Origin of the sequence: Stenotrophomonas mori (assembly GCF_023556335.1) — a bacterium.
GTDB classification, from domain to species: Bacteria; Pseudomonadota; Gammaproteobacteria; order Xanthomonadales; family Xanthomonadaceae; genus Stenotrophomonas; species Stenotrophomonas mori.
The window spans coordinates 962,667-985,559 of the sequence record NZ_JAIKTS010000001.1; the positions used below are offsets into that span (position 1 = coordinate 962,667).

At 70.1% G+C, this 22,893-nt stretch carries 20 protein-coding genes and 5 tRNA genes; 13 read left to right on the top strand and 12 right to left on the bottom strand.

Annotation, left to right across the window (positions count from 1 at the left end; all coding sequences use genetic code 11):
• Positions 1-27 precede the first annotated feature (27 nt).
• On the top strand, positions 28-903 hold the full coding sequence (locus tag K5L01_RS04275; protein WP_250062240.1) for a crotonase/enoyl-CoA hydratase family protein: 876 nt from the start codon (positions 28-30) through the stop codon (positions 901-903).
• 24 nt (positions 904-927) lie between these two features.
• Here K5L01_RS04275 and K5L01_RS04280 read toward each other — a convergent pair whose 3' ends face one another.
• From K5L01_RS04280 to prfB, 4 genes are all read right to left on the bottom strand, one after another.
• Entirely contained in the window at positions 928-3,102 is a 2,175-nt protein-coding gene (locus tag K5L01_RS04280) for a response regulator (RefSeq protein ID WP_250062242.1), read from the bottom strand.
• Position 3,103: 1 nt separating this feature from the next.
• Positions 3,104-4,165, bottom strand: coding sequence for a response regulator (locus tag K5L01_RS04285; RefSeq protein ID WP_250062244.1), 1,062 nt, complete (start codon positions 4,163-4,165; stop codon positions 3,104-3,106).
• A gap of 195 nt (positions 4,166-4,360) precedes the next feature.
• Positions 4,361-5,878 carry a lysine--tRNA ligase gene (gene lysS / locus K5L01_RS04290; protein WP_250062245.1) on the bottom strand — a complete coding sequence of 506 codons (1,518 nt, stop codon included), beginning with the start codon at positions 5,876-5,878 and terminating at the stop codon, positions 4,361-4,363.
• A 91-nt stretch (positions 5,879-5,969) separates the two neighbouring features.
• Positions 5,970-7,095, bottom strand: a protein-coding gene (prfB, locus tag K5L01_RS04295) for a peptide chain release factor 2 (RefSeq protein ID WP_250062246.1) whose coding sequence is annotated in 2 segments (ribosomal slippage) — positions 5,970-7,019 and positions 7,021-7,095 — 1,125 coding nt in all. Because the reading frame shifts where the segments join, the coding sequence is not laid out codon by codon here.
• A gap of 142 nt (positions 7,096-7,237) precedes the next feature.
• Between prfB and K5L01_RS04300 the strand changes: the two genes are divergently transcribed.
• From K5L01_RS04300 to K5L01_RS04325, 6 genes are all read left to right on the top strand, one after another.
• Positions 7,238-8,401 (top strand): ABC transporter substrate-binding protein, encoded by a 1,164-nt coding sequence (locus K5L01_RS04300; protein WP_250062247.1) that lies wholly within the window; start codon positions 7,238-7,240, stop codon positions 8,399-8,401.
• Between the two features lie 93 nt (positions 8,402-8,494).
• Complete coding sequence (locus K5L01_RS04305) at positions 8,495-9,841, top strand: collagen binding domain-containing protein (protein ID WP_250062248.1); 1,347 nt, start codon at positions 8,495-8,497, stop codon at positions 9,839-9,841.
• 343 nt (positions 9,842-10,184) lie between these two features.
• Positions 10,185-10,260: transfer RNA gene (locus tag K5L01_RS04310), tRNA-Ala, on the top strand.
• A gap of 52 nt (positions 10,261-10,312) precedes the next feature.
• Positions 10,313-10,388: transfer RNA gene (locus K5L01_RS04315), tRNA-Glu, on the top strand.
• 133 nt (positions 10,389-10,521) lie between these two features.
• Positions 10,522-10,597: transfer RNA gene (locus K5L01_RS04320), tRNA-Ala, on the top strand.
• Between the two features lie 55 nt (positions 10,598-10,652).
• Positions 10,653-10,728: transfer RNA gene (locus K5L01_RS04325), tRNA-Glu, on the top strand.
• A gap of 63 nt (positions 10,729-10,791) precedes the next feature.
• Here K5L01_RS04325 and K5L01_RS04330 read toward each other — a convergent pair.
• Complete coding sequence (locus K5L01_RS04330) at positions 10,792-11,151, bottom strand: response regulator (protein ID WP_250062249.1); 360 nt, start codon at positions 11,149-11,151, stop codon at positions 10,792-10,794.
• A gap of 121 nt (positions 11,152-11,272) precedes the next feature.
• Between K5L01_RS04330 and K5L01_RS04335 the strand changes: the two genes are divergently transcribed.
• A tRNA-Leu gene (locus K5L01_RS04335) sits at positions 11,273-11,359 on the top strand.
• A 420-nt stretch (positions 11,360-11,779) separates the two neighbouring features.
• Here K5L01_RS04335 and dksA read toward each other — a convergent pair.
• Positions 11,780-12,970, bottom strand: coding sequence for an RNA polymerase-binding protein DksA (gene dksA / locus K5L01_RS14930; protein ID WP_250062250.1), 1,191 nt, complete (start codon positions 12,968-12,970; stop codon positions 11,780-11,782).
• 260 nt (positions 12,971-13,230) lie between these two features.
• On the opposite strand from dksA, the gene yidD reads away from it, so the two are divergent.
• From yidD to K5L01_RS04355, 3 genes are read left to right on the top strand one after another with little or no spacing between them, the layout of a single operon-like run.
• The gene (gene yidD, locus K5L01_RS04345) at positions 13,231-13,503 is read left to right on the top strand and encodes a membrane protein insertion efficiency factor YidD (protein ID WP_250063463.1); all 273 of its coding nucleotides are present in this window, start codon (positions 13,231-13,233) and stop codon (positions 13,501-13,503) included.
• Between the two features lies 1 nt (position 13,504).
• Entirely contained in the window at positions 13,505-14,851 is a 1,347-nt protein-coding gene (locus tag K5L01_RS04350) for a dihydroorotase (RefSeq protein WP_250062251.1), read from the top strand.
• A complete protein-coding gene (locus K5L01_RS04355; protein ID WP_250062252.1) occupies positions 14,851-15,702 on the top strand; it encodes a M23 family metallopeptidase in 852 nt (283 codons plus the stop codon). The genes K5L01_RS04350 and K5L01_RS04355 overlap by 1 nt, the downstream gene beginning before the upstream one ends.
• Before the next feature lie 300 nt (positions 15,703-16,002).
• Here the strand turns inward: K5L01_RS04355 and K5L01_RS04360 are convergent, their stop codons facing one another.
• Positions 16,003-16,692 carry a squalene/phytoene synthase family protein gene (locus tag K5L01_RS04360; protein WP_250062254.1) on the bottom strand — a complete coding sequence of 230 codons (690 nt, stop codon included), beginning with the start codon at positions 16,690-16,692 and terminating at the stop codon, positions 16,003-16,005.
• Positions 16,693-16,785: 93 nt separating this feature from the next.
• Positions 16,786-17,685, bottom strand: coding sequence for a helix-turn-helix transcriptional regulator (locus tag K5L01_RS04365; RefSeq protein ID WP_250062256.1), 900 nt, complete (start codon positions 17,683-17,685; stop codon positions 16,786-16,788).
• Positions 17,686-17,773: 88 nt separating this feature from the next.
• Here K5L01_RS04365 and K5L01_RS04370 point away from each other — a divergent pair, with 88 nt between their 5' ends.
• Positions 17,774-18,232, top strand: a complete 459-nt coding sequence (locus tag K5L01_RS04370) for a DUF6265 family protein (RefSeq protein ID WP_250062258.1) — start codon at positions 17,774-17,776, stop codon at positions 18,230-18,232.
• A 10-nt stretch (positions 18,233-18,242) separates the two neighbouring features.
• On the opposite strand, the gene K5L01_RS04375 is transcribed toward K5L01_RS04370, so the two are convergent.
• From K5L01_RS04375 to efp, 4 genes are all read right to left on the bottom strand, one after another.
• Positions 18,243-18,929 carry a phosphoglycolate phosphatase gene (locus tag K5L01_RS04375; RefSeq protein ID WP_250062260.1) on the bottom strand — a complete coding sequence of 229 codons (687 nt, stop codon included), beginning with the start codon at positions 18,927-18,929 and terminating at the stop codon, positions 18,243-18,245.
• Positions 18,926-19,648 carry a bifunctional 2-polyprenyl-6-hydroxyphenol methylase/3-demethylubiquinol 3-O-methyltransferase UbiG gene (ubiG, locus tag K5L01_RS04380; protein WP_250062262.1) on the bottom strand — a complete coding sequence of 241 codons (723 nt, stop codon included), beginning with the start codon at positions 19,646-19,648 and terminating at the stop codon, positions 18,926-18,928. The genes K5L01_RS04375 and ubiG overlap by 4 nt, the downstream gene beginning before the upstream one ends.
• Before the next feature lie 27 nt (positions 19,649-19,675).
• Positions 19,676-21,019, bottom strand: coding sequence for a TRZ/ATZ family hydrolase (locus tag K5L01_RS04385; protein ID WP_250062264.1), 1,344 nt, complete (start codon positions 21,017-21,019; stop codon positions 19,676-19,678).
• A gap of 166 nt (positions 21,020-21,185) precedes the next feature.
• Positions 21,186-21,752, bottom strand: coding sequence for an elongation factor P (gene efp / locus K5L01_RS04390; protein ID WP_250062266.1), 567 nt, complete (start codon positions 21,750-21,752; stop codon positions 21,186-21,188).
• 104 nt (positions 21,753-21,856) lie between these two features.
• Here efp and epmB point away from each other — a divergent pair, with 104 nt between their 5' ends.
• The gene (epmB, locus tag K5L01_RS04395) at positions 21,857-22,888 is read left to right on the top strand and encodes an EF-P beta-lysylation protein EpmB (protein WP_250062268.1); all 1,032 of its coding nucleotides are present in this window, start codon (positions 21,857-21,859) and stop codon (positions 22,886-22,888) included.
• Positions 22,889-22,893 lie beyond the last annotated feature (5 nt).

Below are 22,893 nucleotides of genomic sequence, written 5' to 3' on the forward strand. Positions count from 1 at the left end.
TGCGGGCCTTCTGCCAGGATCCCGTCCATGAGTGCGATCGAACTGCGGCCTGTCCGCACCCCCGCTTCCCCCTACGCCACCATCCGCGTCCACGACGATGCCGCCGCCGATGTGCACTGGCTGCACATGCACGCCGACACCGCCCCGGGCATCCGGCCCTGCTTCCGCAAGCCGTTGATGACCGAGATGCACGCCTACCTGGACGGCATCACCGGCGACTGCCGCGCCCGGCCCACCCGCCTGCGCCACCTTGTGCTGGCCTCGGCCGCCGACGCCTTCAACCTGGGCGGCGACCTGGATGTGTTCTCCGCGCTGATCCGCGCCCGCGACGGCGACGGCCTGCTGCGCTACGCGCGCAGCTGCATCGACGGCGTGTACCGCTTCCATGCCGGGCTCGACGGCAGCTTCCGCACCATCGCGCTGCTGCAGGGCGATGCGCTCGGCGGCGGCCTGGAAATGGCGCTGTCCTGCCACACCATCGTCGCCGAGGAAGGCGTGGGCATGGGGCTGCCGGAAGTGCTGTTCGGCCTGTTCCCGGGCATGGGCGCCTACAACTTCCTGAGCCGCCGGGTCTCGCCGCGGCTGGCCGAGCGCATCATCCTGGAAGGCAGGGTGCATTCGGCCGAGGAGATGCATGCCCTGGGGGTCGTCGACCTCCTGGTGCCGCGCGGCCAGGGCGAGCAGGCGGTGAACGACCTGATCCGCCAGCAGCAGCGCATCCCGCAGTCGTACCTGGCGATGAACGCGGTGCGCGGCATCTCGCACCGGGTCGACTACCAGGAACTGTTGGACATCACCCGGGTGTGGGTCGATGCCGCGCTGGCGCTGGACGAGAAGTCGCTGCGCACCATGGACCGCCTGGTCAAGGCCCAGACCCGGCGCAGCGGCCAGGTGCGCGCTTGAGGAATGCGGGCGCGGCGGTGCGGCTCAGCCGGTCACGTCGTCGTGCGACGGCGTGCGCCCCTGGGCGCGCGCCGCCAGCGCTCGGTGGCCGTCCTGCAACGCGGCCTGGAGCCGCGCATGCAGGACCGCCCAGTCCTCCTTGAGCTGCCAGTCGGCCCTGTGCATCAGCTCGCCGGCCTGGCGGGCGACCGTCAACAAGCCCAGGTTGGCCGCCACGCCCTTGACCGCATGGGCGTGCTCGCGCAACAGGCTCCAGCGCGCATGCTGCGCGTCATCGGGCAACGCGCCGATCCCCGCGTCCAGGTCGTCCAGGCACTGGCGCACGAATTCGCGTTCGAAGCCCTGGCCCATGCCCAGCGCGGCCAGCTCGTCCAGCACACCGGTATCGAGCACGGCATCACCGGCCGGTACCGCGGCGATCACCGTGGCCATGTCGCCAGCTGCCACCGGAACGCCGCCGGCGATGTCCGCCATGGTCTCCAGCAGCCGCGCCGCCACCACCGGCTTGGCCATGAACGCATAGGCCCCGGCCTGGTCGCAGCGCTGGATCGCCTCGGGCGTGACGTCGGCGCTGAGGATCACCACCGGCGTGCGCGGGCCGCCACCGGCCTGCATCACCCGCAGCTGCTTGAGCAGGTCCAGTCCGCTCATGCCCGGCATGTGCAGGTCGGTGATCGCCACGTCGAAGTCGCGTGCGGCCAATGCATCCAGCGCGTCCTCGGCGCCCTGCACGCACACCACCCGGTGGCCGGCCTTCTGCAACAGCCGCTGCAGCACCATGCGGTTGGCCTCGTGGTCGTCGGCCACCAGCACCTCCAGGCTGCGCACCCGCGCGCGGTGGCGCCGGAACGGGTCGGCAAAGGCGATGACGTTGCCGGCCTCCTCCAGGGTACCCCCCTCCCCGGCCGCCCCCTCCTGCGCCTGACCCGGGCAGCCGACCGCCCGTCCCAGCGGCAGCTCGACCCAGAAGCAGCTGCCGGCCGGCAGGTTCTCGCGGTAGCCGATCTCGCCGCCCATCGCCTGTGCCAGGCTGCGGGCGATCGTGGTGCCCAGGCCGGTGCCCTCGTGACGCCGGGCCATCGATGCATCGGCCTGCTCGAAGGCCTCGAACAGCCGCGGCCGCAGCGAGGGCGCCACGCCGATGCCGGTGTCGAGGATCTCGAAGCGCACCGGCAGCGGTGCATCCGCGGCCGCCGGGCCGGCCGCCACCCGGATCTCCACCCCGCCGTGGTCGGTGAACTTGACCGCATTGCCGGCCAGGTTGAGCAGGATGTGGCGCAGGTGGCCGACATCGCCCTGCAGCGCATCGGGCACCCCGGCCTCGACGAACACCTGGTAGTCCAGCTGCTTGGCGCGCGCCTGCGGCGCCAGGATCTGGCCGATCGACTGGATCAGCTCGGCCAGCGAGAAGTCCTGCGCCGTGACCCGCAGCTTGCCGGCCTCGATGGCGGAGATGTCCAGCACCTCCTCCACCAGCGCCAGCAGGGTGCGCGCCGACGCCTGGATGGTGCCGAGGCATTCGCGCTGCTCCTCGTCCAGGCGGGTGGTGGCCAGCAGCTCGGTCATGCCCGACAGGCCGTTCAAGGGCGTGCGGAACTCGTGGCTCATGTTGGCCAGGAAGCGGCTCTTGGCATCGCTGGCGCGGCGCGCCTCGGCCATCGCCCGGGTCAGCTGCCGCAGCAGGCTGGAGAAATACAGCGGGATCGCGGCCAGCCCGACCAGCAGGCCGATGCCCAGGCCCAGGTTGCGCTGCCAGTAGTCGCTCAACGCCAGGGTGACGCCGAAGCTGAGCGTCGCCATAGCCACCGCCAGCATCAGGTAGCGGTTGCCGAAGCGCATGCCGTTGCCGACCGTCACCCACATCACCACCACGTAGATGCAGGCCATCGGTTCGCCGATGGTGCTCATCGCCGCGGCCATCAGCGCGTAATCGTCGACCATCCCCAGGATGCGGCGCAGGTCCGAGCGCCCGGGCTTCCACAGCAACCAGCCCATCAACGCCAGTGACAGCCCCTGCGCGATCAGGATCAGGGTGATCACCAGCCGCAGCTGCGCCGGCGGCAGGTCCCAGCGCCCGGCCGACAACAGCACGTAGCACAGGATCAACGCGATCATCACGATGCGCACGAACGCCTGCGCATGCTCGCTGTCCCCGCGTTGCCGCAGGCGCTGCCGGAGCCGGGCCACGACGCTCGCCACCTCAGGCCTCCGGCCGCGGGAAGCCGGCCGAGTAGCGGGCGCACACCTGCTCCAGGCGCTCCCGGGCCTGCAGCAGCGCATCCACGCAGCGCGGGCAGAACAGCCGGCCGCGCTGCACGTACAGATAGGCCAGCGCCGCATCCATCGTCCAGGCCTCCTTGTAGGGCCGCGGCGACAGCAGCGCGTCGAACACGTCGGCCACCGCGACGATCCGCGCCTCCAGCGGAATCGCCTCGCCGGCCAGTCCACCGGGGTAGCCACTGCCGTCGAAGCGCTCGTGGTGGCGCAGGGCGATGGTGGCGCCCAGCTGGATGAAGCGGTTGTTGCTGCCGCTGAGCAGCTCGTGGCCGATGCGCGGGTGGCTGCGCATGACCGCCATTTCCGCCTCGTCCAGCTTGCCCGGCTTGAGCAGGATGGCGTCGGGAATGGCGATCTTGCCGATGTCGTGCAGCGGCGCGGCCATCTCGATGGTGCGCACCTCCTCCGGCGGCAGGCCCAGTTCGTCGGCAATCAGGCCGGCGACGTGCGCCATCCGCTCCAGGTAGGCGCTGGTACCGGCGTCGCGGTACTCGATCGCACGCGCCAGCCGCGACAGGGTCTCGCGTTCGCGCTCCTCGACCTCGTGCATGCTCGCCAGCAGCCGCTGCTCCAGGGACAACGCCCGCTGCCGCGCGCTCTGGCTGTGGCGGCGCAGCTGCAGCAGGTTGTTGCAGCGCGCCCGCAGCTCGCGCGGCCGGATCGGCTTGACCAGGAAGTCGATGATCCCCGCTTCCAGCGCGCTCTGCCGCAGCGGCTCATCGCCGACCACGGTGATCAGCACGATCGGGACGTCGCGGTTGCCCGGCAGCCGCCGGAAACGCTGCGCGAACTCCAGCCCGTCCATGTTGGGCATGCGGTAGTCGAGCAGCAGCAGGTCGGTCTCGTGCGCCTGGCACCAGGCCAGCGCCTCGCGCGGGTCGGCGAAGTCGTGCACCCCCAGCTCCGGCGAGATGTCCTCCAGCACATGCCGCACCATGCTGCGGGCCGATGTCTGGTCATCGACGATGACGATTTCCAAGCGCATGTGACTGTCTGTCCGATGAAACGCCGTTGCCGGAACGAGCATGCGCGGCATGGGCGCCGCGTGCCGCCACCGGACCGCGACGGGCAGGGTCCGGCGGACACCGCATCATCAACCGCCGGGCGGCGGCCCTGCAACACACCGGCGCACACTTCGCGATGCCGGGCCGTCACGAAGCCTTCACCGCAGGTGCGGCGGTCAGGCCTCCGGGCGCATGTACGGGAACAGCAGCACATCGCGGATCGAGCTGCTGCCGGTAAGCAGCATGACCAGCCGGTCGATGCCGATTCCCAGGCCGCCGGTCGGGGCCATGCCGTACTCCAGGGCGCGGATGTAGTCGGCGTCGTAGTGCATGGCCTCGTCGTCGCCGCCGTCCTTGGCCGCCACCTGGGCCTGGAAGCGTGCGGCCTGGTCCTCCGGGTCGTTCAACTCGGAGAAGCCGTTGGCCAGCTCCTTGCCGTTGACGAACAGCTCGAAGCGGTCGGTGTAGCCCGGCGCGTCGTCGCTGGCGCGGGCCAGCGGCGACACCTCCACCGGGTGGTCGGTGATGAAGGTCGGCTGCACCAGCGTGTGTTCGACCGTGGCCTCGAAGATCTCCAGCAGCAGCTTGCCCCAGCCCCAGCCCGGCTTGACGCGGATCTTCAGCCGCTCGCAGTGGCCCAGCAGCGCCTCGCGGTCGGTGCAGTCGGCGGCGCTGATCTCCGGGTTGTGGTGGCACACCGCCTCGTCCATGCGCCAGCGCCGGAAGCGCGGCCCGAGATCGATCGTCGCCCCGTCCCACTCCACCACGGTGGTGCCCAGCACCTCGCGGGCGACGTCGCGGATCACGCCCTCGGTCAGGTCCATCACCTCGGTGTACGTGGCGTAGGCCTCGTACAGCTCCATCATGGTGAATTCCGGGTTGTGGCGGGTGCTGACGCCTTCGTTGCGGAAATTGCGGTTGATCTCGTACACCCGTTCCAGGCCACCGACCACCAGCCGCTTGAGATACAGCTCCGGCGCCACCCGCAGGTACAGGTCCAGGTCCAGCGCATTGTGGTGGGTGGTGAACGGCTTGGCCGTGGCGCCGCCGGGGATGTAGTGCATCATCGGCGTTTCGACTTCCAGGAAGTCGCGTGCGTCCAGCCAGGCGCGCATGGCGCGGATGATCCGCGAGCGCTTGACGAACACCGCGCGCGACTCCGGGGTCACGATCAGGTCCACGTAGCGCTGGCGGTAGCGCTGCTCGACGTCGGCCAGGCCATGCCACTTGTCCGGCAACGGACGCAGCGACTTGGTCAACAGCCGGATGGAGGTCGCCTTGACCGACAGCTCGCCGGTCCGGGTGCGGGTCAGCCCGCCCTCGACGGCGATGATGTCGCCCACGTCCCAGCCCTTGAACGCGGCATAGGCCTCGTCCAGCGCCGTGGCCTGCAGGAACAGCTGGATGCGCCCGGATTCGTCCTGGATCTGGGCGAAGCTGGCCTTGCCCATCACCCGCTTGGCCATCAGCCGGCCGGCCATCTTCACGCAGCGGCCGGAGGCTTCCAGCGCCTCGGCGGTCCAGGTAGCGGCGTCGGCGAACTCTTCCTGCAGCCCGGCGGCGAAGTGCGCACGGCGGAAGTCGTTCGGGTAGGCGCCGCCCTGCGCACGCAACGCCGCGAGTTTCGCGCGGCGCTCGGCGATGAGGCTGTTCTCGTCGGCGGGGGGCGGCGGCGCGGGGGTACGGTCGTTCATGGCGTTGGCTTGGTCGTGGCGTAAAGGGAATGGGACGGCGCGCCCGGCGGCGGCCGCGGGACAGCCGGGCCGCGCGGCGGCGGCCCCGGCCTCAGGCGTCGCTGCGTTTGGAACCGGCTTCCAGGCCGGACTTGAGGCTGGCCTCGATGAACTCGTCCAGGTCGCCGTCGAGCACGTTCTGGGTGTCGCTGCGCTCGATGCCGGTGCGCAGGTCCTTGATGCGGCTCTGGTCGAGCACGTAGTTGCGGATCTGGCTGCCCCAGCCGATATCGGACTTGGTGGCTTCCACCGCGTCCTTCTCGGCATTGCGCTTCTGGATCTCCAGCTCGTACAGCTTGGCCGCCAGCATCTTCATCGCACGGTCGCGGTTGGCGTGCTGGCTGCGCTCGGTCTGGCAGGCCACCACCACCCCGGTGGGCACATGGGTGATGCGCACCGCCGACTCGGTCTTGTTGACGTGCTGGCCGCCGGCGCCGGAAGACCGGTACACGTCGGTCCGCAGGTCCGCCGGATTGATCTGGACGTCGATGTTGTCGTCCACTTCCGGCGACACGAACACCGAGGTGAAGCTGGTGTGGCGGCGGTTGTCCGAATCGAACGGCGACTTGCGCACCAGACGGTGCACGCCGATCTCGGTCTTCAGCCAGCCATAGGCGAAGTCGCCCTCCACGCGGAACGTCGCGGACTTGATGCCGGCCACGTCGCCGCCGGAGACCTCCATCAGCTCGGCCTTCCAGCCGCGGCTCTCGGCCCAGCGCAGGTACATGCGCAGCAGGATCTCGGCCCAGTCCTGGGCCTCGGTGCCGCCGGCGCCGGCCTGGATGTCGACGAAAGCGTTGGCCGCATCCATCTGCCCGGAGAACATGCGCTGGAACTCCAGCTTCTCGATCCGGACCTGGTGCTTGTCCAGGTCGGCGACCACCGCCTGTGCGGTGTCCTCGTCGTTCTCGCTCTCGGCCAGCTCCAGCAGCTCGGTGCATTCGTCCATGCCGTCGAGCACCTCGGCGATGCCCAGCACGGTCTTCTCCAGGCTCGAGCGTTCGCGCCCGAGGTTCTGGGCGTATTCGGGGTTGTTCCAGATATCCGGGTTTTCCAGCTCGCGGGTTACTTCTTCAAGACGCTCCTTGCGGACGTCGTAGTCAAAGATACCCCCTGAGCGAGACCACGCGATCGGTCAGATCGGCGATTCGCTGGCGGACGGGATTCAGTTCCATCATGGTCGGTTCACGCGGGGACGGGAAAGCATGAAATTCTAACATCGACGGGCCTCCGCCGGGTTCTTATGGAAGCCCGCGCATGCGAGTAAAATCCGCCCGAGCCGGGCCCCCGGCGCTTTCCCCAACCACCCAGGATGCCCGCTTGAACACACCCCCCTTCCGCCTGCTGGCGACCCTTTCCCTCACCGCGGCGCTGGTTGCCTGCCAGAAACCGGAAGCCGGAAGCCGCGACGCGGGCGCCGCCCTGTCCGTGGGCGACACCGTCTCCGGCGAGATCACCTCGTCCAGCCCGCTGAACTACAACGATGGCAGCCGCCACCAGGCCTACCGGCTCTCCCTGAAGAACGGCGAAGCCGTCGCACTGGAACTGAACGGATCACTCAACGGCCAGCTGTCCATCTTCGACGGCCAGAAGCTGCTGGCCAGCGCCACCTCGTCCGGGTATGAAGGCGAGCGCGGCGCAAGCGCCCTCAACCTGGCGTTCAAGGCGCCCAAGGACGGCACCTTCCTGGTGGCGGTCAACAGCGCCGGATCGGACGCGTTCGGCCCCTACCAGCTGAAGAGCAGCACCATCGTCCCCTACGACGGCAAGCCGCTGGCCGCCGGCAGCGAAGCCGTCGACTGGCTGATGGGCGGGAAGCAGGAATACGCGCTCAAGGTGGAGACCGCCGGCCTCTACACCATCGACATGGAATCCAGCGTGCTGGACGCCTACCTGCACCTGACCGGGCGCAACGTCGATATCGAGGACGATGACGGCGGCGACCGCCTCAACGCCCGCATCCGCGCCTACCTGGAGGCCGGCGACTACACGATCGCCGCCTCGTCGGTGAACGACGGCACCGGTTCGTTCAAGCTCGGTGTCGCCATGACCCAGCTCGACAAGGACATGGTGATCCGCGACGGGGCCAGCCTGACCGTCGGCCAGAGCGTGCACGGCATGGTCGACTCCCGCGGCCACCGCAGCTTCACGCTCACCCTGGACCGGGCCCGCCACCTCCAGTTCGACGCGCTGGCCGACAACATCGACTCCGTGCTGCACATCACCGGACCGGGCGTGGACGCCGAGGACGACGACGGCGGCAACGGCACCAACGCCCGCCTGCGCCTGCGCATGGGACCGGGCCGCTACAACGTGATGGTCTCCAGCTTCGGCAACCGCCAGGGCGTGTTCGAGCTGCAGACCACCGACCTGGGCGGCGACAGCGCCGCGCAGGGCGACAGCAACCGCAAGGACGATGCGCTCGACGCCGCGGCTGCCGCGGCCGCCGCCGATGCCGCTGCCGCTGCCGCCGCGGCGGACTGAGACAGCACGCCGGCAGGCACGCTGCCAGCCGCCCCCCCCTTTCCCCCCTGCCGTGACCCACGGCATCCCCCGCCCCAATCAAGGACCAACCTAGTGAAGCGACTTGCAGCAGGATTGCTGACCCTGGCCATTGCCACCGGCCTGAACACTTCGGCCCACGCCGCACCGGCCGCGCGCGCGCTCGCCACCAATGGCGACGTCGCCGGCGAGATCACCTCGGCCACCGCCCTGAACTACAACGACGGCAGCCGCAGCCAGCTGTTCAGCCTGCAGCTCAACGCCGGCCAGGCCGTGTCGCTGAAGCTCGACGGCCCGCTCAAGGGCAGCCTGTCGGTGTTCCACCGCGGGTTGCTGGTCGGCCGCGCCGAATGCGGTTGCGACAGCAGCGGCACCCAGCTCAGCATCCGCGCCGACAAGGGCGGCGAGTACCTGGTCGCGGTCAGCGGCTCGGAGGCGTCCTCGTACGGCCCCTTCCAGCTCAACGCCACGCCGATCGTGGCCTATGACGGCAAGCCGCTGACCGCCGGCGGCCGCATCACCGACTGGCTGATCGACCAGCGCAAGACCTACACCCTGCAGGTCGACAAGCCCGGCCTGTACACCGTGAACCTGGAATCGGACGCGTTCGACACCGTGCTGGAACTGAGCGGGAACGGCCTGGAGCTGGAAGACGACGACGGCGGCAGCCGCACCAATTCACGCCTGCTGACCCCGCTGCAGCCCGGCACCTACACGCTCACTGCGCGTGCGTTCTCGCAGGGCACCGGCGCCTTCTACCTGGGCGTGGAGCAGACCGAGTTCCCGGACGGCGTGGTGTTCGAGGACGGCAGCAGCCTGCCGCTGGACGGCACCGTCAACAGCATCATCGGCACCGGCGAGACCCGCAGCTTCGTGTTCTCGCTGCCCGACCGCCGCCGGGTGCAGTTCGATGCCAGCAGCCGCGACCTGGACACCTTCCTGACCGTGCAGGGCGCCGATTTCACGCTCACCGACGACGACGGCGGCAGCGGCCTCAACTCGCGCCTGTCGCAGGTGCTCGATCCGGGCGAGTACAACGTCTCGGTGCGCTCGATGAACAACCGCGGCGGCCTGTTCCAGCTGGTCACCAGCACCGCGCCGGCGCCGGACGGCCCGGCCCGCCCGGTCCTCACCATCGGCCGCGAAGTGACCGGCCAGCTGGTGTCGGGCGTGCGCAACCTCTACACCCTAGAGATCCCGCGCAAGGGCCAGTACGTGATCAGCATGAACGGCAACAACGGCCTGGACGGCATGATCACCCTGATGCGCGACGGCCACGAGGTCGCCTCGCAGGACGACAGCCCCTCCAGCCTGGATCCGCTGCTGGAAATCGAGCTCGAGGCCGGCCGCTACGTGCTGATGGCCCACAGCTACGATTCCTCGGCCACCGGCAGCTACCGCCTGCTGGTCCGCCGCAAGTAAGCACCGCGGGTCCGTACTGGAAAAGCCGCCCTCCGGGGCGGCTTTTCCTTGTCCGCCCTCCAGCGGCCGCGCACCTGCTTCGGGACGACGTCCGGCCCCCCGGCGGCCGCCTCTCTGCACACAGTCCGGCCGCGCCGCACCCCATCCAGGTCAACACGCCCCTTCGCCCTCGCGGCAGCGCGTAAGGTGGCGACCAGGCGTGCCCTCCACGCCCCCGGACGCGGGCACTCGGCCGGAGGCCAACCGTGCCGCAGGCGGCCCGATGCACGGAACCGTAAATATTTCTCACCAATGGCTTGCGGGCATTTGAAAGCCCCGCTATCATTTCCGTCTCGGCAACATCGGGGCCATAGCTCAGCTGGGAGAGCGCCTGCATGGCATGCAGGAGGTCAGCGGTTCGATCCCGCTTGGCTCCACCACCTTCGGACATTAGGCCGTCCGGAGTGCCGTAAAAATTGATGAAACAGCTGCGTCCCCATCGTCTAGAGGCCTAGGACATCACCCTTTCACGGTGGCGACCGGGGTTCGAATCCCCGTGGGGACGCCATTCATCGAACAACAGGGCCCAGCCGTCACCGGGCCCGTTTTGTTGGAAAGCCGCCCTTCCCATGGGTTGCCGGAGAGCCTGAACCTCTCCCCTTCCAGCACGCAGTCCGGGGATCCCGGGCCGCACCGTTCAAGGGGCCATAGCTCAGCTGGGAGAGCGCCTGCATGGCATGCAGGAGGTCAGCGGTTCGATCCCGCTTGGCTCCACCATATCGATCCGGACATCAGGCCGTCCGGAGGTTGTACAACTCGAAGAAACAGCTGCGTCCCCATCGTCTAGAGGCCTAGGACATCACCCTTTCACGGTGGCGACCGGGGTTCGAATCCCCGTGGGGACGCCACTCGATCAAGCTCTGCTCCGGCAGGGCTTTTTTGATGCCCGCACGCCCCTGCCCACTCCCCCGCTAGAGCAGCGCAAGCAGGGCGGCGCGCAGCTCGCTTCCGGTATAGGGCTTGGAGAGCTTCACCGCCTCGGCGAACACCTCCGGCAACCGCGCCACATCCATCCCGGTGGCGACCAGAAAGGGAATTCCGCGCGTACGCAGCGCAACCGCCACCGGCGCGCTGTCCTGGCCATCGGCCAGCCGGAAGTCCAGGAACGCCAACTGCGGCGACTGCGCCTCGAGCAGCTGCAGGGCGGCCTCCACCGTCGCGGCGATCCCGACGATCCGCAGCCCTTCGCGCTCCAGCTGGAGCTGGAGCAATGTCGCGTTCAGATCGTCGTTCTCCACGATCATCACCCGCATCGAACGCAGCCGATCCATCGAATCTTCCCGGTTCCAGATGGCGCGAGTATAGCCAGCGCGGAAGGTGCGCACTTTGCAGAAAACACCGGCCGGATGCTGTCCAATCCATCCGGCGCTCGCTATACTTCGCAGCTTGCAGGCCGAAGTGGCGGAATCGGTAGACGCAGCGGATTCAAAATCCGCCGCCCTTAAAAGCGTGTGGGTTCGAGTCCCACCTTCGGCACCAGGACAACGTTTGCAGAGAGCAGGCCGGGCGGATACGTCCGGCCTGCTTTTTTTACGCGGCCACCGACGTGCCTGCGGCACCACCATCCGGCATCACGCATTCGAACTCCGGGCCGCCACGCGGATCGGCGCACCTGCCATGCCGCTCCGCTGGAACGACCCGCTCCCGCTCGCCCGGATGCGGGCGCGACCTTGAAGCGCGGCCTGCCATGGCCCACTTTCTGGATACCGACCGCGCCCGTACCCATCGCGGCTATCGACACGCGCAGGCACCTGTCCCGCCCTGCCCACGACACCCGGCGCCGCGTCCGGAAACACGAATGCCGCGACCCGGAAGATCGCGGCATTCGCCATGCGGCACGGGACGGCAGCCGGCCTGCAGTACGGCCCGGCGACCGCGCCGGCCCCGCTGCGGATGCGGTCAGTCGCCCTGCTGCTTCTGCAGGTGCTCCCAACGCTCCTGGGCATCGATGGTGCGCTCGGCGGTGAGCCGGGCCTCCAGCCGCTCCAGGCCGATCTCCTCGCCGGTATCCACGCAGTAACCGTAGTCACCCGACTCCAGGCGCTTGAGCGTGCTGTCGATCTTGCCGATCAGCTTGCGGTAGCGGTCGCGGGTGCGCAGCTCCAGCGAGTTCTCGGTCTCGCGCGTCGCACGCTCGGCCTCGTCGCCGATATCACGCACTTCCTCGCGCAGGTTCTCGATGGTCTGCTTGGACTCTTCGACCAGGTCGGCGCGCCAGTCCTGCAGGCGCTGGCGGAAGTACTCCTGCTGCAGCGGACTCATGTACTCCTCGTCCGCGCCGGGCTTGTAGCCGGCCGGAAGGATCGGACGACCGGTGGCTTCGTCGGTCTTGTAGTCGACCACCTTGTACTTGCTGCGCGGCACCGGCGCATTGGAGCGCGCGGTGACGGCGACGGCGACCTTGCCGACCGGACGGACGGCGACGGGCGCTGCGGATTTGATGGGGGTTTTTGCTGAGGATTTCGAAACAGGCACGGGATTCTTGGATTGCGGGGCCTTGGCCGCCGAAGCCGATCCCCTGGCCGCCCGCACGGTGGCCGGGGCTGGGACCTTCTTGGCGACATTGGCCGGGACAGACTTGGCCGGGGCCGGCTTGGGAGCCGGCTTCGGTGTGGACTTGACGACGGGCTTCTCGGCCGGGGAACGGGCGGCCTTGGCCGCGGTCCTGGCGACCGTCTTCGGGGTGGCCGGCTTGCTGGCCTTCACCGCCTGGGTGGCGGGTGTGGCGCGCTTGCTGGCCGTGGTCTTGGTCGCTGCGGTCTTGCTGGCCGCAACCTTGCTGACGGTGGCACGCTTCTTTGCCGTGGCCGGCGCCGCCTTTGACGCGGCCTTGCGGGCCGGAGCCGCCGGCTTGGAGGCCGGTGCCTTCGCAACCGGCTTCTTGGCGGCAACCTTCTTGGCAACGACCTTCTTGGCCGCCACCTTCTTGACAGCGGTTTTCTTGACGGCGGCGGCCTTCTTGGCGGTCGGTTTGGCGGTCTTCGCGGCAGGCGCCTTCGCTACTGGCTTGGATGCCGCCTTCTTGACTGCAGGCTTGGCGGTTTTCTTGGCGGCCTTGACGGCCTTCTTTGCAGGTTTTTTAGCAGCCACGAAACGCTCTTCCTTGTTTCCCCCGGGGCCCGGGAAAGCGGGCCTTTATAGCCCACCGGACCCGTAGCGGCAACCGCACCGGCCCACCCTACATGAACGGATGCCCGATCCGCGCCGCGTTGGCCCGAAGGCAGCACCGGCCCAATCCGCGCGGTTCGGAACGTGACCGGGTCCGACGGGCGTCCCCGGTGGCGGGCGGGCGTCTCGCGCAGGCCTGCCGCCTGACCGGCATCGTGCGACAAATCCATGGGCAATGCCAGCTGGCATATCATTCGGGGGTGATCGGCCGACTCCTCATCGCCCTGCTGCGCTTCTACAAGCGTTTCATCAGCCCGCTGCTGGGCCCGCGCTGCCGTTTCGTCCCCAGCTGCTCCGAATACGCCATGGACGCGATCCGTCTGCACGGTCCCTTGCGGGGGAGCTGGCTTACGCTGCGACGTCTCGGCCGTTGCCATCCGTTCCATCCCGGCGGCATAGATCCGGTTCCGGACGTGGCCTCCCCCTCTTCTTGCCGCTGCACAGGAAAACACTGACATGCCCTCCACGCTCATCACCAATGCCCGCATGGTCAACGAAGGCCGCATCTTCGACGGCGACCTGCGTATCGAGAACGACCGCATCGCGCAGATCGGCAGCGGCCTGGCCGCACGCAGCGGCGAGCAGGTGGTGGATGCGGCCGGGCGCTGGCTGCTGCCGGGCATGATCGATGACCAGGTGCATTTCCGCGAGCCCGGGCTGACCCACAAGGGCGATATCGCCAGCGAATCGGCGGCGGCCGTGGCCGGCGGCCTGACCAGCTTCATGGACATGCCCAACACCAGCCCGCCGACGCTGGACTCGACCATCCTCGAAGCCAAGTACGAACTGGCCAAGGGCCGCGCCTGGGCCAACTACGGCTTCTACCATGGCGCCAGCAACGACAACCTGGAGGCCATCCGTGCGCTCGATCCGAAGAAGGCCCCCGGCGTGAAGGTGTTCATGGGCGCCTCCACCGGCAACATGCTGGTCGACGACCCGGACACGCTGGACGCGATCTTCCGCGACTGCCCGACCCCGATCATCACGCACTGCGAAGACACGCCGATGATCGATGCCAACCAGAAGGCGTTCCAGGAGAAGTACGGCGATGCGCTGACCCCGGACATGCACCCGGACATCCGCTCGCGCGAGGCCTGCATCAAGTCGACCCGGCTGGCCATGTCGCTGGCACGCAAGCACGGCACCCGCCTGCATGTGCTGCACATCTCCACCGCCGACGAGCTGGCGCTGTTCGAGAAGGGTCCACTGATCCGCGCCGACGGCAGCCGCAAGCAGATCACTGCCGAGACCTGCGTGCACTTCCTGCACTTCGCGCGTCCGGACTATGCGGCCAAGGGCAACCTGATCAAGTGCAACCCGGCGATCAAGGACGTGTCCGACCGCGAGGCGATCACCGCCGCCCTGGCCGACGACGTGCTCGACGTGCTGGCCACCGACCACGCGCCGCACACCTGGGAAGAGAAGCAGAAATCCTATGCGCAGGCACCGTCCGGCCTGCCGCTGGTGCAGTACGCGCTGGTCGCCGCGCTCGAGCGCGTGCACGAGGGCAAGCTGACCCGCGAGCAGGTGGTGCAGAAGTTCGCCCACGCGCCGGCGCAGCTGTTCGACGTGGAAGAGCGCGGCTACCTGCGCGAAGGCTATTTCGCCGACCTGGTCCTGGTCGAGGACGTGCCGTTCACCGTCAAGCGCGAGGACGTGCTGTCCAAGTGCGGCTGGTCGCCGTTCGAAGGCACCACCTTCCGCTCGCGCATCGCCTCCACTTGGGTCAACGGCCAGCAGGTGTGGGACGGCAGCACGCTGGTCGGCGAACCCGCCGGCCGGCGCATGACCTACGACCGCTGATGCGCCCGTCCCTGCTGCTCGGGGCGTTGCTGCTGGCGGCGCCCCTGCCCCCAATGCCGCCCGCGCAGGCGCAGGACGGCATCGGTGAGCTGGTCGACAACCGCGTCGTGTTTCCGTCCACCGCCTCGCAGGGCGCCTTGGTGATCGGCAAGGTGCCGGCCGGCAGCCGCGTGCAGTACGCCGGCCGACAGCTGCGGGTCAGCGGCTACGGCAGCGTGGTGTTCGGCATCGGCCGTGACGAGAAGGGGCCGCTGCGCATACAGGTGCAGCGCCCGGATGGCGGCAGCGAGACCGCGACTCTCGCGGTGACGCCACGCGACTGGCCGACCGAGCACGTCAACGGCGTGCCGCCCAGGACGGTCAATCCGCCGCCGGCCATCGCCGCGCGCATCGCCCGCGAACAGGCCCGGGTCGGCGAGGCACGGCAGCGCGACGACGACCGCACCGACTTCACCCAGAGCTTCATCTGGCCGGTCGAGGGCCGCATCAGCGGCCGCTTCGGCAACGCCCGGGTCTACAACGGGCAACCCGGCGCCGGCCATTCGGGGATGGACATCGCCGTGCCGACCGGTACCCCCGTCAAGGCCCCTGCCGCGGGGGTCGTCACCTTCGCCGATCCCGACCTCTACCTGACCGGCGGCACGCTGGTGCTGGACCACGGCTTCGGCATCAGCTCCAACTTCCTGCACCTGTCGCGGATCGACGTGAAGGTCGGCGACCGCGTCGAACAGGGCCAGGCCATTGCCGCGGTGGGCGCGACCGGACGTGCGACCGGGCCGCACCTGCATTGGGGAATGAACTGGTTCACCACCCGGATCGACCCCTTGCTGGTGCTGGAACGCGGTCGCTGACCGCTCATCCGCGTGCGCAGCATGAGGCGTGGCACGCGTCCCGTGGCGGTTCCCGGCGGCCTCTGCAGTGCGGCCGGCAACGTCCGTCGTCTGCCCTCTCCGCGCGTCTGTCCGGCACCGCCGCGACAGCCGCATCCATGCCGACGGGTATCGCCGATGACGGCGGGCGTGCACGAAATCCGGGGGCTCTCTGGCCTCGGCCGGACGCACCTGCGGCGTCCCGGCCCAGGGTCCCGGCAGCGCCCCGGCATGCGTGGGCGGCCGCCCTGCGTGGACCGGGCCGCGTGCGGAAGCTCCGGATCAGCCGCGCGCCGCCCACCAGCCACGCCACAGCAGGCCGGCCGGGCTGGGCTGGTAGGTCCCGCCACGCAGGCGCGCCTGCAGGCGGCCGCGGGCCAGCGCCGCATAGAGCCGGCGCGGCCGCGGGCCAGCCACCCTCGCCGGCCACTGCGACAGCAAGACCCGCAACCAGGCCTGTTCGCTCCCGAGCGCGGACGGCACCGCGGCGGCGCCCAGCGCCAGTGCCCGCTGCGCCAGCAACTGGTCCACCACCGCCTGTCCGGCCCGAGGGTCCGCACCGCTCTCGAACAGCACCGCTTCGATGGCGGCGACGGCCTCGGCGAATCCCGCCAGTGCCGCCCGCGCCTGGCCCGCGTCGGCCGCGGTGTCGCGGGCTTCGACGAGGTCCGGCAGCGCCGCGGCCAGGGCCTGCCACGGTGCCCGCACCGGCTCGAGCAGCCGGCCCAGCGGATGCCGCGAACGCTGCCCGTCCCAGCCGCGCAGCTCCTCGCTCCACCACCCGAGCTTGGCATTGGCCGGCAACGGGTCGCCGCTGACATTGAGCATGTCGTCGAATTCCTGCAGCAGCGCGAACCAGGCCAGCGTGCGGCGCTGCGTCTCCGGTGCCAGGAACCGCTCGACCATCGGCCACTCGGGCCAGCGCTCGCGCCACTTGTCCAGGAACCCTTCCAGCGAATCAAATCCAGTCATCCGCCCATTGTATGAAGCCGCCGGCACGACGTCTCCCGTACCGGGACACCAACCCGCCCCGGGCGCGGCAACCGGCAGCCGGAACGTCGTGCTTCAGCGGCGGGCACCGTGCGGTTCCGCCACCGCCTGCCCAGACTCGCCTTCCGCCGCGGCGGTACCGGCATGGGAACCGCGCACGAAGGCTGCCGCCAGTCGCACCGCCTCCTCACCGCCCCGGTCACCGCGCAACGCGCGGGCCAGCCTGGCCGGCGTCCATCCGGTCCAGTCCAGCAGCTCGTGCGTGGCATGCGCCTGGTCGCTGTAGCCGTGGCGCATGGCCGCATCGACAATGGCCGCGGCCTCGCGGTCCAGTGTGCGCAGCAGCGCCTGCAGACGGCGTACGCGCGCATACTCCTTGGGCGTCAGTCCGACCGCGGCGAGGAAGCGCGTCTGCAGCGTGCGCGGCGCCACGCCCAGCTGCCGCGCCAGCCCGGCGATGCGCAGGCCGCCATCGACGGCGTCGAGCATCGCCACCGCGCGCTCAGCCAGCAGGTCCGGCGCGAAGCCGGCACAACGCGCCTGCAGCAGTCCCCACAGCGGCTCCGGCGACGGTTTGCCCACACAGTTGCGTGCCGCGGCGCTGAACGCGGCGGCGAACACCGGATCCAGCGTGTACAGGTCGGGGGCCTGGTCGCGCAGCCCGGGCAGCCGCGTGCCGGCCACCAGGGCGCTGCTTGCCGGCCGCAGCCGCACCCCGATGCAGTGCACCGCGCCTGCCGCCTGCAGGCGGATCGGGCCGCGCTGCTGGGCGGCGAAGCAGACCGGCTGGTCGGAACGGACCTCCCCGTCCGCCCCCCGGAAGCGCAGCGGAACGCCCAGCTCGGCCAGCAGCTCGCAGCAGCCGTCGGGGTAGATGACCTGGACCTCGTCGCCGGGCGCGTCGTCGCGCAGCACCCACAGGCACTGGACATGGCGCCGCAGCGCCGGCGGCGGCGGATGCTCGGTGTACTCCATGCGCCATCGAACCGCGCGCTGCGCGTTTTTACAAGCGCCGCCGCGGCCAGCCGGCTAGCCTGCGGCCACACCACCGAGGAGGCGGACCATGCGGGACACGGGAATCGTACTGGGGGCGGGCCTGGCCCTGGCTGCGGGGACGGCCACGGCGGCCGCGGATGGCTTCGACTGGCTGGCCGGCCACTGGTGCGGCGGCAGCGCGGAGCGGACGATCGAAGAGGTCTGGCTGCCGGCCGCCGGCGGCACCCTGCTGGGCATGTCGCGCACGCTCGGCGGCGACACCCTGGCGTCGTTCGAATTCATGCGCCTGGTCGCCTCAGGGGAGGACGCCGGCCTGCATGTCCAGCCCGACGGCGCGCCGCCGACGACGTTCGCCATCGCCGGCCACGGCGACGGCTGGGTGGTGTTCGCGCAGGCAGCGCACGACTTTCCCGACCGCATCGAGTACCGGCGTGATGGCGCGCTGCTGCATGCCGCCATTTCCGGACCCGGGGACGCCGGGGCGCCGCTGCGGATACCGTTCGAGTACCGCCGCTGCGGGGACTGAGCGCCCGGCCTCAGCGCGCGTCCTGCGCTCCCGGCCAGGCGGCAGGCTCCAGCAGTGCGGCCGGTGTCGCCGCCATCGTGTCGGCCCGCCACGACCGCGGGTCGTCCGCTTCCAGGCGGTATCCCCAGAGCGCGGCCACCGAGGGCATCCCGGCCGCGCGGGCGGACAGGATGTCGCGCTCGTCGTCGCCGACATAGACACACTGTTCCGGGCTCACCCCGATCCGCTGCGCGGCCACCTGCAGCGGCAGCGGGTGCGGCTTGCGCTCGGCCAGGGTGTCGCCACCGATCAGCACCGCGCAGCGCGTTTCCCAGCCCTGCTGCGGCAGGATCAGCCGTGCGAGCTGCTCGGGCTTGTTGGTGACGATGCCCCAGCGGCTGCCGGCATGCTCCAGCGCCCGCAGCACCGCGGCGACGCCGTCGAACAGGCGCGCATGGCGTCCGATCAGCGACCGGTAGTGCGCCAGGAACTCCGGCACCAGCGCCAGCCGCTCATCGTCGGCCAGCGCCGGGAAGGCGGTCGCCAGCATCGCCCGCGAGCCCTTGGACACCACCGGCCGCAGCTGTTCCGGCGGCAGCGGCGGCAGGCCGCGCGCCTGGCGCATGGCCTGCGTGGTGGCGACGAAGTCCGGCGCGCTGTCCAGCAAGGTGCCGTCCAGGTCGAACAGCACCACCGGCGGGAACGGCCGCGGGCTCATGCCTGTTCCGGCTTGCGCGCGAAGGCCAGGTAGTTGATGTCGGTGCGGCGGCTCAGCCGCGCGCGGTTGCGCCAGGGCTCATAGGCCATGCCGCTGACGTCCTGGAGCTGCAGCCCGGACTGCCGCAGCCAGGCCCCCAGCTCGGCCGGCTTGATGAATTCCTGGTAATGGTGGGTCCCCCTGGGCAGCAGCCGGGCGATGTACTCGGCGCCGACCACCGCCACCGCGAATGCGGCCGGAGTGCGGTTGATCGTGGACAGGAACAGTGCGCCGCCGGGACGCAGCAGGCGCTGGCAGGCGGCGATGATCGCGCCGGGATCCGGCACGTGCTCGAGCATCTCCATGCAGGTCACCACGTCGAAGGTGCCGGCCTGCTCGGCGGCCAGGTCCTCGGCGGCCTGGACGCGGTAATCGACCTGCACGCCCGACTCCAGTCCGTGCAGGCGCGCGACCTTGACCAGTTCCGGCGCCAGGTCGATGGCGGTGACCTGCGCCCCCTCCTTGGCCAGCGCCTCGCTCAGCAGTCCGCCGCCACAGCCGATGTCCAGCACCTTCGCGCCGCGCAGCACGGCGCGCTCGGCCACGTACTGCAACCGCACCGGGTTGAGGGCGTGCAAGGGCTTCTGCGGGCCGTCCGCATCCCACCAGCGGTTGGCCAGGGCGGCGAATTTGTCCAGCTCGGCCTGATCGAAGTTGCTGGATGTCGAAGCTGTGCTCATGGGGGTGTCCTCGTCAAACCGCCGCGCTCAGGCGCGGCTGGAACGGATGCGGTCGCGCCACTGGCGGGCATTGGCGACGATCGCCGCCTCGTCCATGCCGACCAGTTCGCGCTGCACCAGCTTGGGCTGGCCGGCGATCCAGACATCGCTGACCTGGTGGCGTCCGGCCGCGTAGACCAGTTGCGACAGCACGTGGTGCAGGGGCTGGGTTTCCAGCGCCGACAGGTCCACGCAGGCCAGGTCGGCCTGCTTGCCGGGTTCGATCGAACCGACCTCCTCGCCGAAGCCCAGCGCGCGCGCGCCGCCCAGGGTGGCCGCACGCAGCGTGGTCGCCGCGTCCAGCGCGGTGGCGTCCTGGGCCACCGCCTTGGCGAGGATCGCCGCGGTACGGCTCTCGCTGAACATGTCCAGGTCGTTGTTGCTGGCGCAGCCGTCGGTGCCGATGGCCAGGTTGACGCCGGCGCGCACCAGCGCGCAGGCCGGGCAGAATCCCGAGGCCAGCTTCAGGTTCGATTCGGGACAGTGCACCACGTGCACGCCGCGCTCGGCGCACAGCTGGATCTCGCCCTCGGTGAGCTGGGTCATGTGCACCGCGATCAGCCGGTCGTTGACCAGGCCGAGACGCTCCAGCCGCGCCAGCGGCCGCTGGCCGTGCAGCTTGAGCGAATCGCTGATTTCCTGCGCGGTCTCGTGGGTGTGCAGGTGTACCGGGACCTCGAGCTGGTCGGACAGCATGCGCACGCGTTCGAAGTTGGCGTCGCTGACCGTGTACGGCGCATGCGGCGCGAACGCGGTGCCGATCAGCGGATCGCCCCGCCACTGGTCGTGCAGCTCGCCGGCGCGGGCGAAATACTCGTCGTCGCTCTTGGCCCAGGCGCTGGGGAAATCGATGATCACCGAACCCACCCGCGCGCGGAAGCCGTGCTGCTTGTACACCGCGGCCTGCACGTCGGCGAAGAAGTAGTTCTCGTTGGCGCAGGTGGTGCCGCCGCGCAGCATCTCGGCGATGCCCAGGGTGGTGCCGTCGGCGACGAACTCCGGGCCGATCACCGCCGCTTCCACCGGCCAGATGTGCTCGCGCAGCCAGGTCATCAGCGGCAGGTCGTCGGCGATCCCGCGCAGCAGCGTCATCGGGTTGTGGGTGTGGGCATTGACCAGCCCCGGGATCAGCGCCGCCTGCGGCCGCGACACCGACTGCCGTGGCGCGAACCGCGCCCGCGCCTCGCCGCGCGGCAGGACCGCCACGATGCGGCCACCGTCCACCGCCACCGCGTGGTCTTCCAGCACCACGGCATGCGGCTCGACCGGCACCACGTAGCCGGCTTCGATCAGGAGGTCGCAGGCCTCGGGCGTATGCGTGCTATCGCTCATGCGGACTCACGGGTTGGGGGAAACCGGCCTGTCCGGCGGCGCCGGACCCGGGATCGGCCCGGGGCGGTCGGTTCCGTTGGCAGGGACGCCCGGCGCGGTGCCGGCGGGTCCGGGCAACCGGGCATGGCCCGGCTCCACGAGGATCCGGCAGCGCCGGATCACTTCCTCACTTCACGCGCGCGGAGTATTCGCCCGAACGGGTGTCGACCTTGATGATCTCGTCCTGGTTGACGAACAGCGGCACGCGCACCACCGCACCGGTTTCCAGGGTCGCCGGCTTGCCGCCGCCGCCGGAAGTATCGCCGCGCACGCCCGGATCGGTCTGCACGATCTTCAGCTCCACGAAATTCGGCGGGGTGACGTCGATCGGCTCGCCGTTCCACAGCGTGACCACGCAGGACTCCTCGCCCTTGAGCCACTTCTCGGCACCGTTCATCCCGGCCTTGCCGGCCTGGACCTGCTCGAAGGTTTCCGGGTCCATGAAGTGCCAGTACTCGCCGTCGCTGTACATGTAGTTCATGTCGGTGTCGACGACGTCGGCGGCATCGACCGAATCGGTCGACTTCATGGTCACTTCCTGCACGCGGCCGCTCTTGATCAGGCGATAGCGCACGCGGGTGAAGGCCTGGCCCTTGCCCGGCTTGACGTAATCGGTTTCGGTGATGACCGCCGGTTCATTGTTGACCAGGATCTTCATCCCGTTCTTGACGTCGTTCATGCCATAGCTGGCCATCGTGCAACTCCTTCGAAAAGGCAGGACCGGCCGCAGCCCGCGGCCGGCCGGATTAGAATGGAACCCCCGCCGTCGAAGGCGGGCATCTGTTTATCTGGTCGCCAATGATAACCGCAGCCCCCGCCCCCGCTCTAGCGCGCGTTCGCGCGCCGTCCTCCGCCGGCACCAGCTGGCAGGCGCTCTGGCGCCGCGCCATCCGCGACCCCCTGGAACTGCTGGAAGGGCTCGGCCTGGAGGCCGCCGACCTGGGAGTCTCCCAGGCGGCGCTGGCGCAGTTCGCGCTGCGCGTGCCGCGCGGATTCGCCGCGCGCATGCGGTCCGGCGACCCCGCCGACCCGCTGCTGCGGCAGGTGCTGCCGATCGATGCCGAGATGCGTCCCACCCCCGGATTCAGCTTCGACGCGGTGGGCGACGGCGCCGCCCGCACCGCCAGCGGCGTGATCCAGAAGTACCGCGGCCGTGCGCTGCTGGTGGCCACCGGCAGCTGCGCGATCAACTGCCGCTACTGCTTCCGCCGCCATTTCGACTATGCCGGCGAGAACGCCGCCAGGGGCGGCTGGGCCGACGCGGTGGCGGGCATCGCCGCGGACCCCACGGTGGAGGAGGTGATCCTGTCCGGCGGCGATCCGCTGTCGCTGGCGACCCACAAGCTGGCCGAGCTGACCGATGCCCTGGCCGCGGTTCCGCACCTGCGCCGGCTGCGCATCCACAGCCGGTTGCCGGTGGTGCTGCCGGAGCGGGTGGACGATGAGCTGCTGGACTGGCTGCGGGCCCTGCCCTGGCCGGTGGCGCTGGTCCTGCACGCCAACCATGCCAACGAATTCGACGCCTCCGTGGACCGTGCGCTGGCGCGCCTGCGCACGGCCGGTGCGCAGCTGCTCAACCAGGCCGTGCTGCTGCGGGGGGTCAACGACGACGTCGAGGCACTGGCCGCGCTGAGCGAGCGCGGCTTCGCGGCCGGGGTACTGCCCTACTACCTGCACCAGCTGGACCGGGTCCAGGGCGCGGCCCACTTCGAGGTCGACGATGCGCGCGCGCGCGCGCTGCACGCCGCGCTCACCGCCCGCCTGTCCGGCTACCTGGTGCCGCGGCTGGTGCGCGAGATCGCCGGCGACACCGGCAAGCGGCGCCTGTAGCCGCC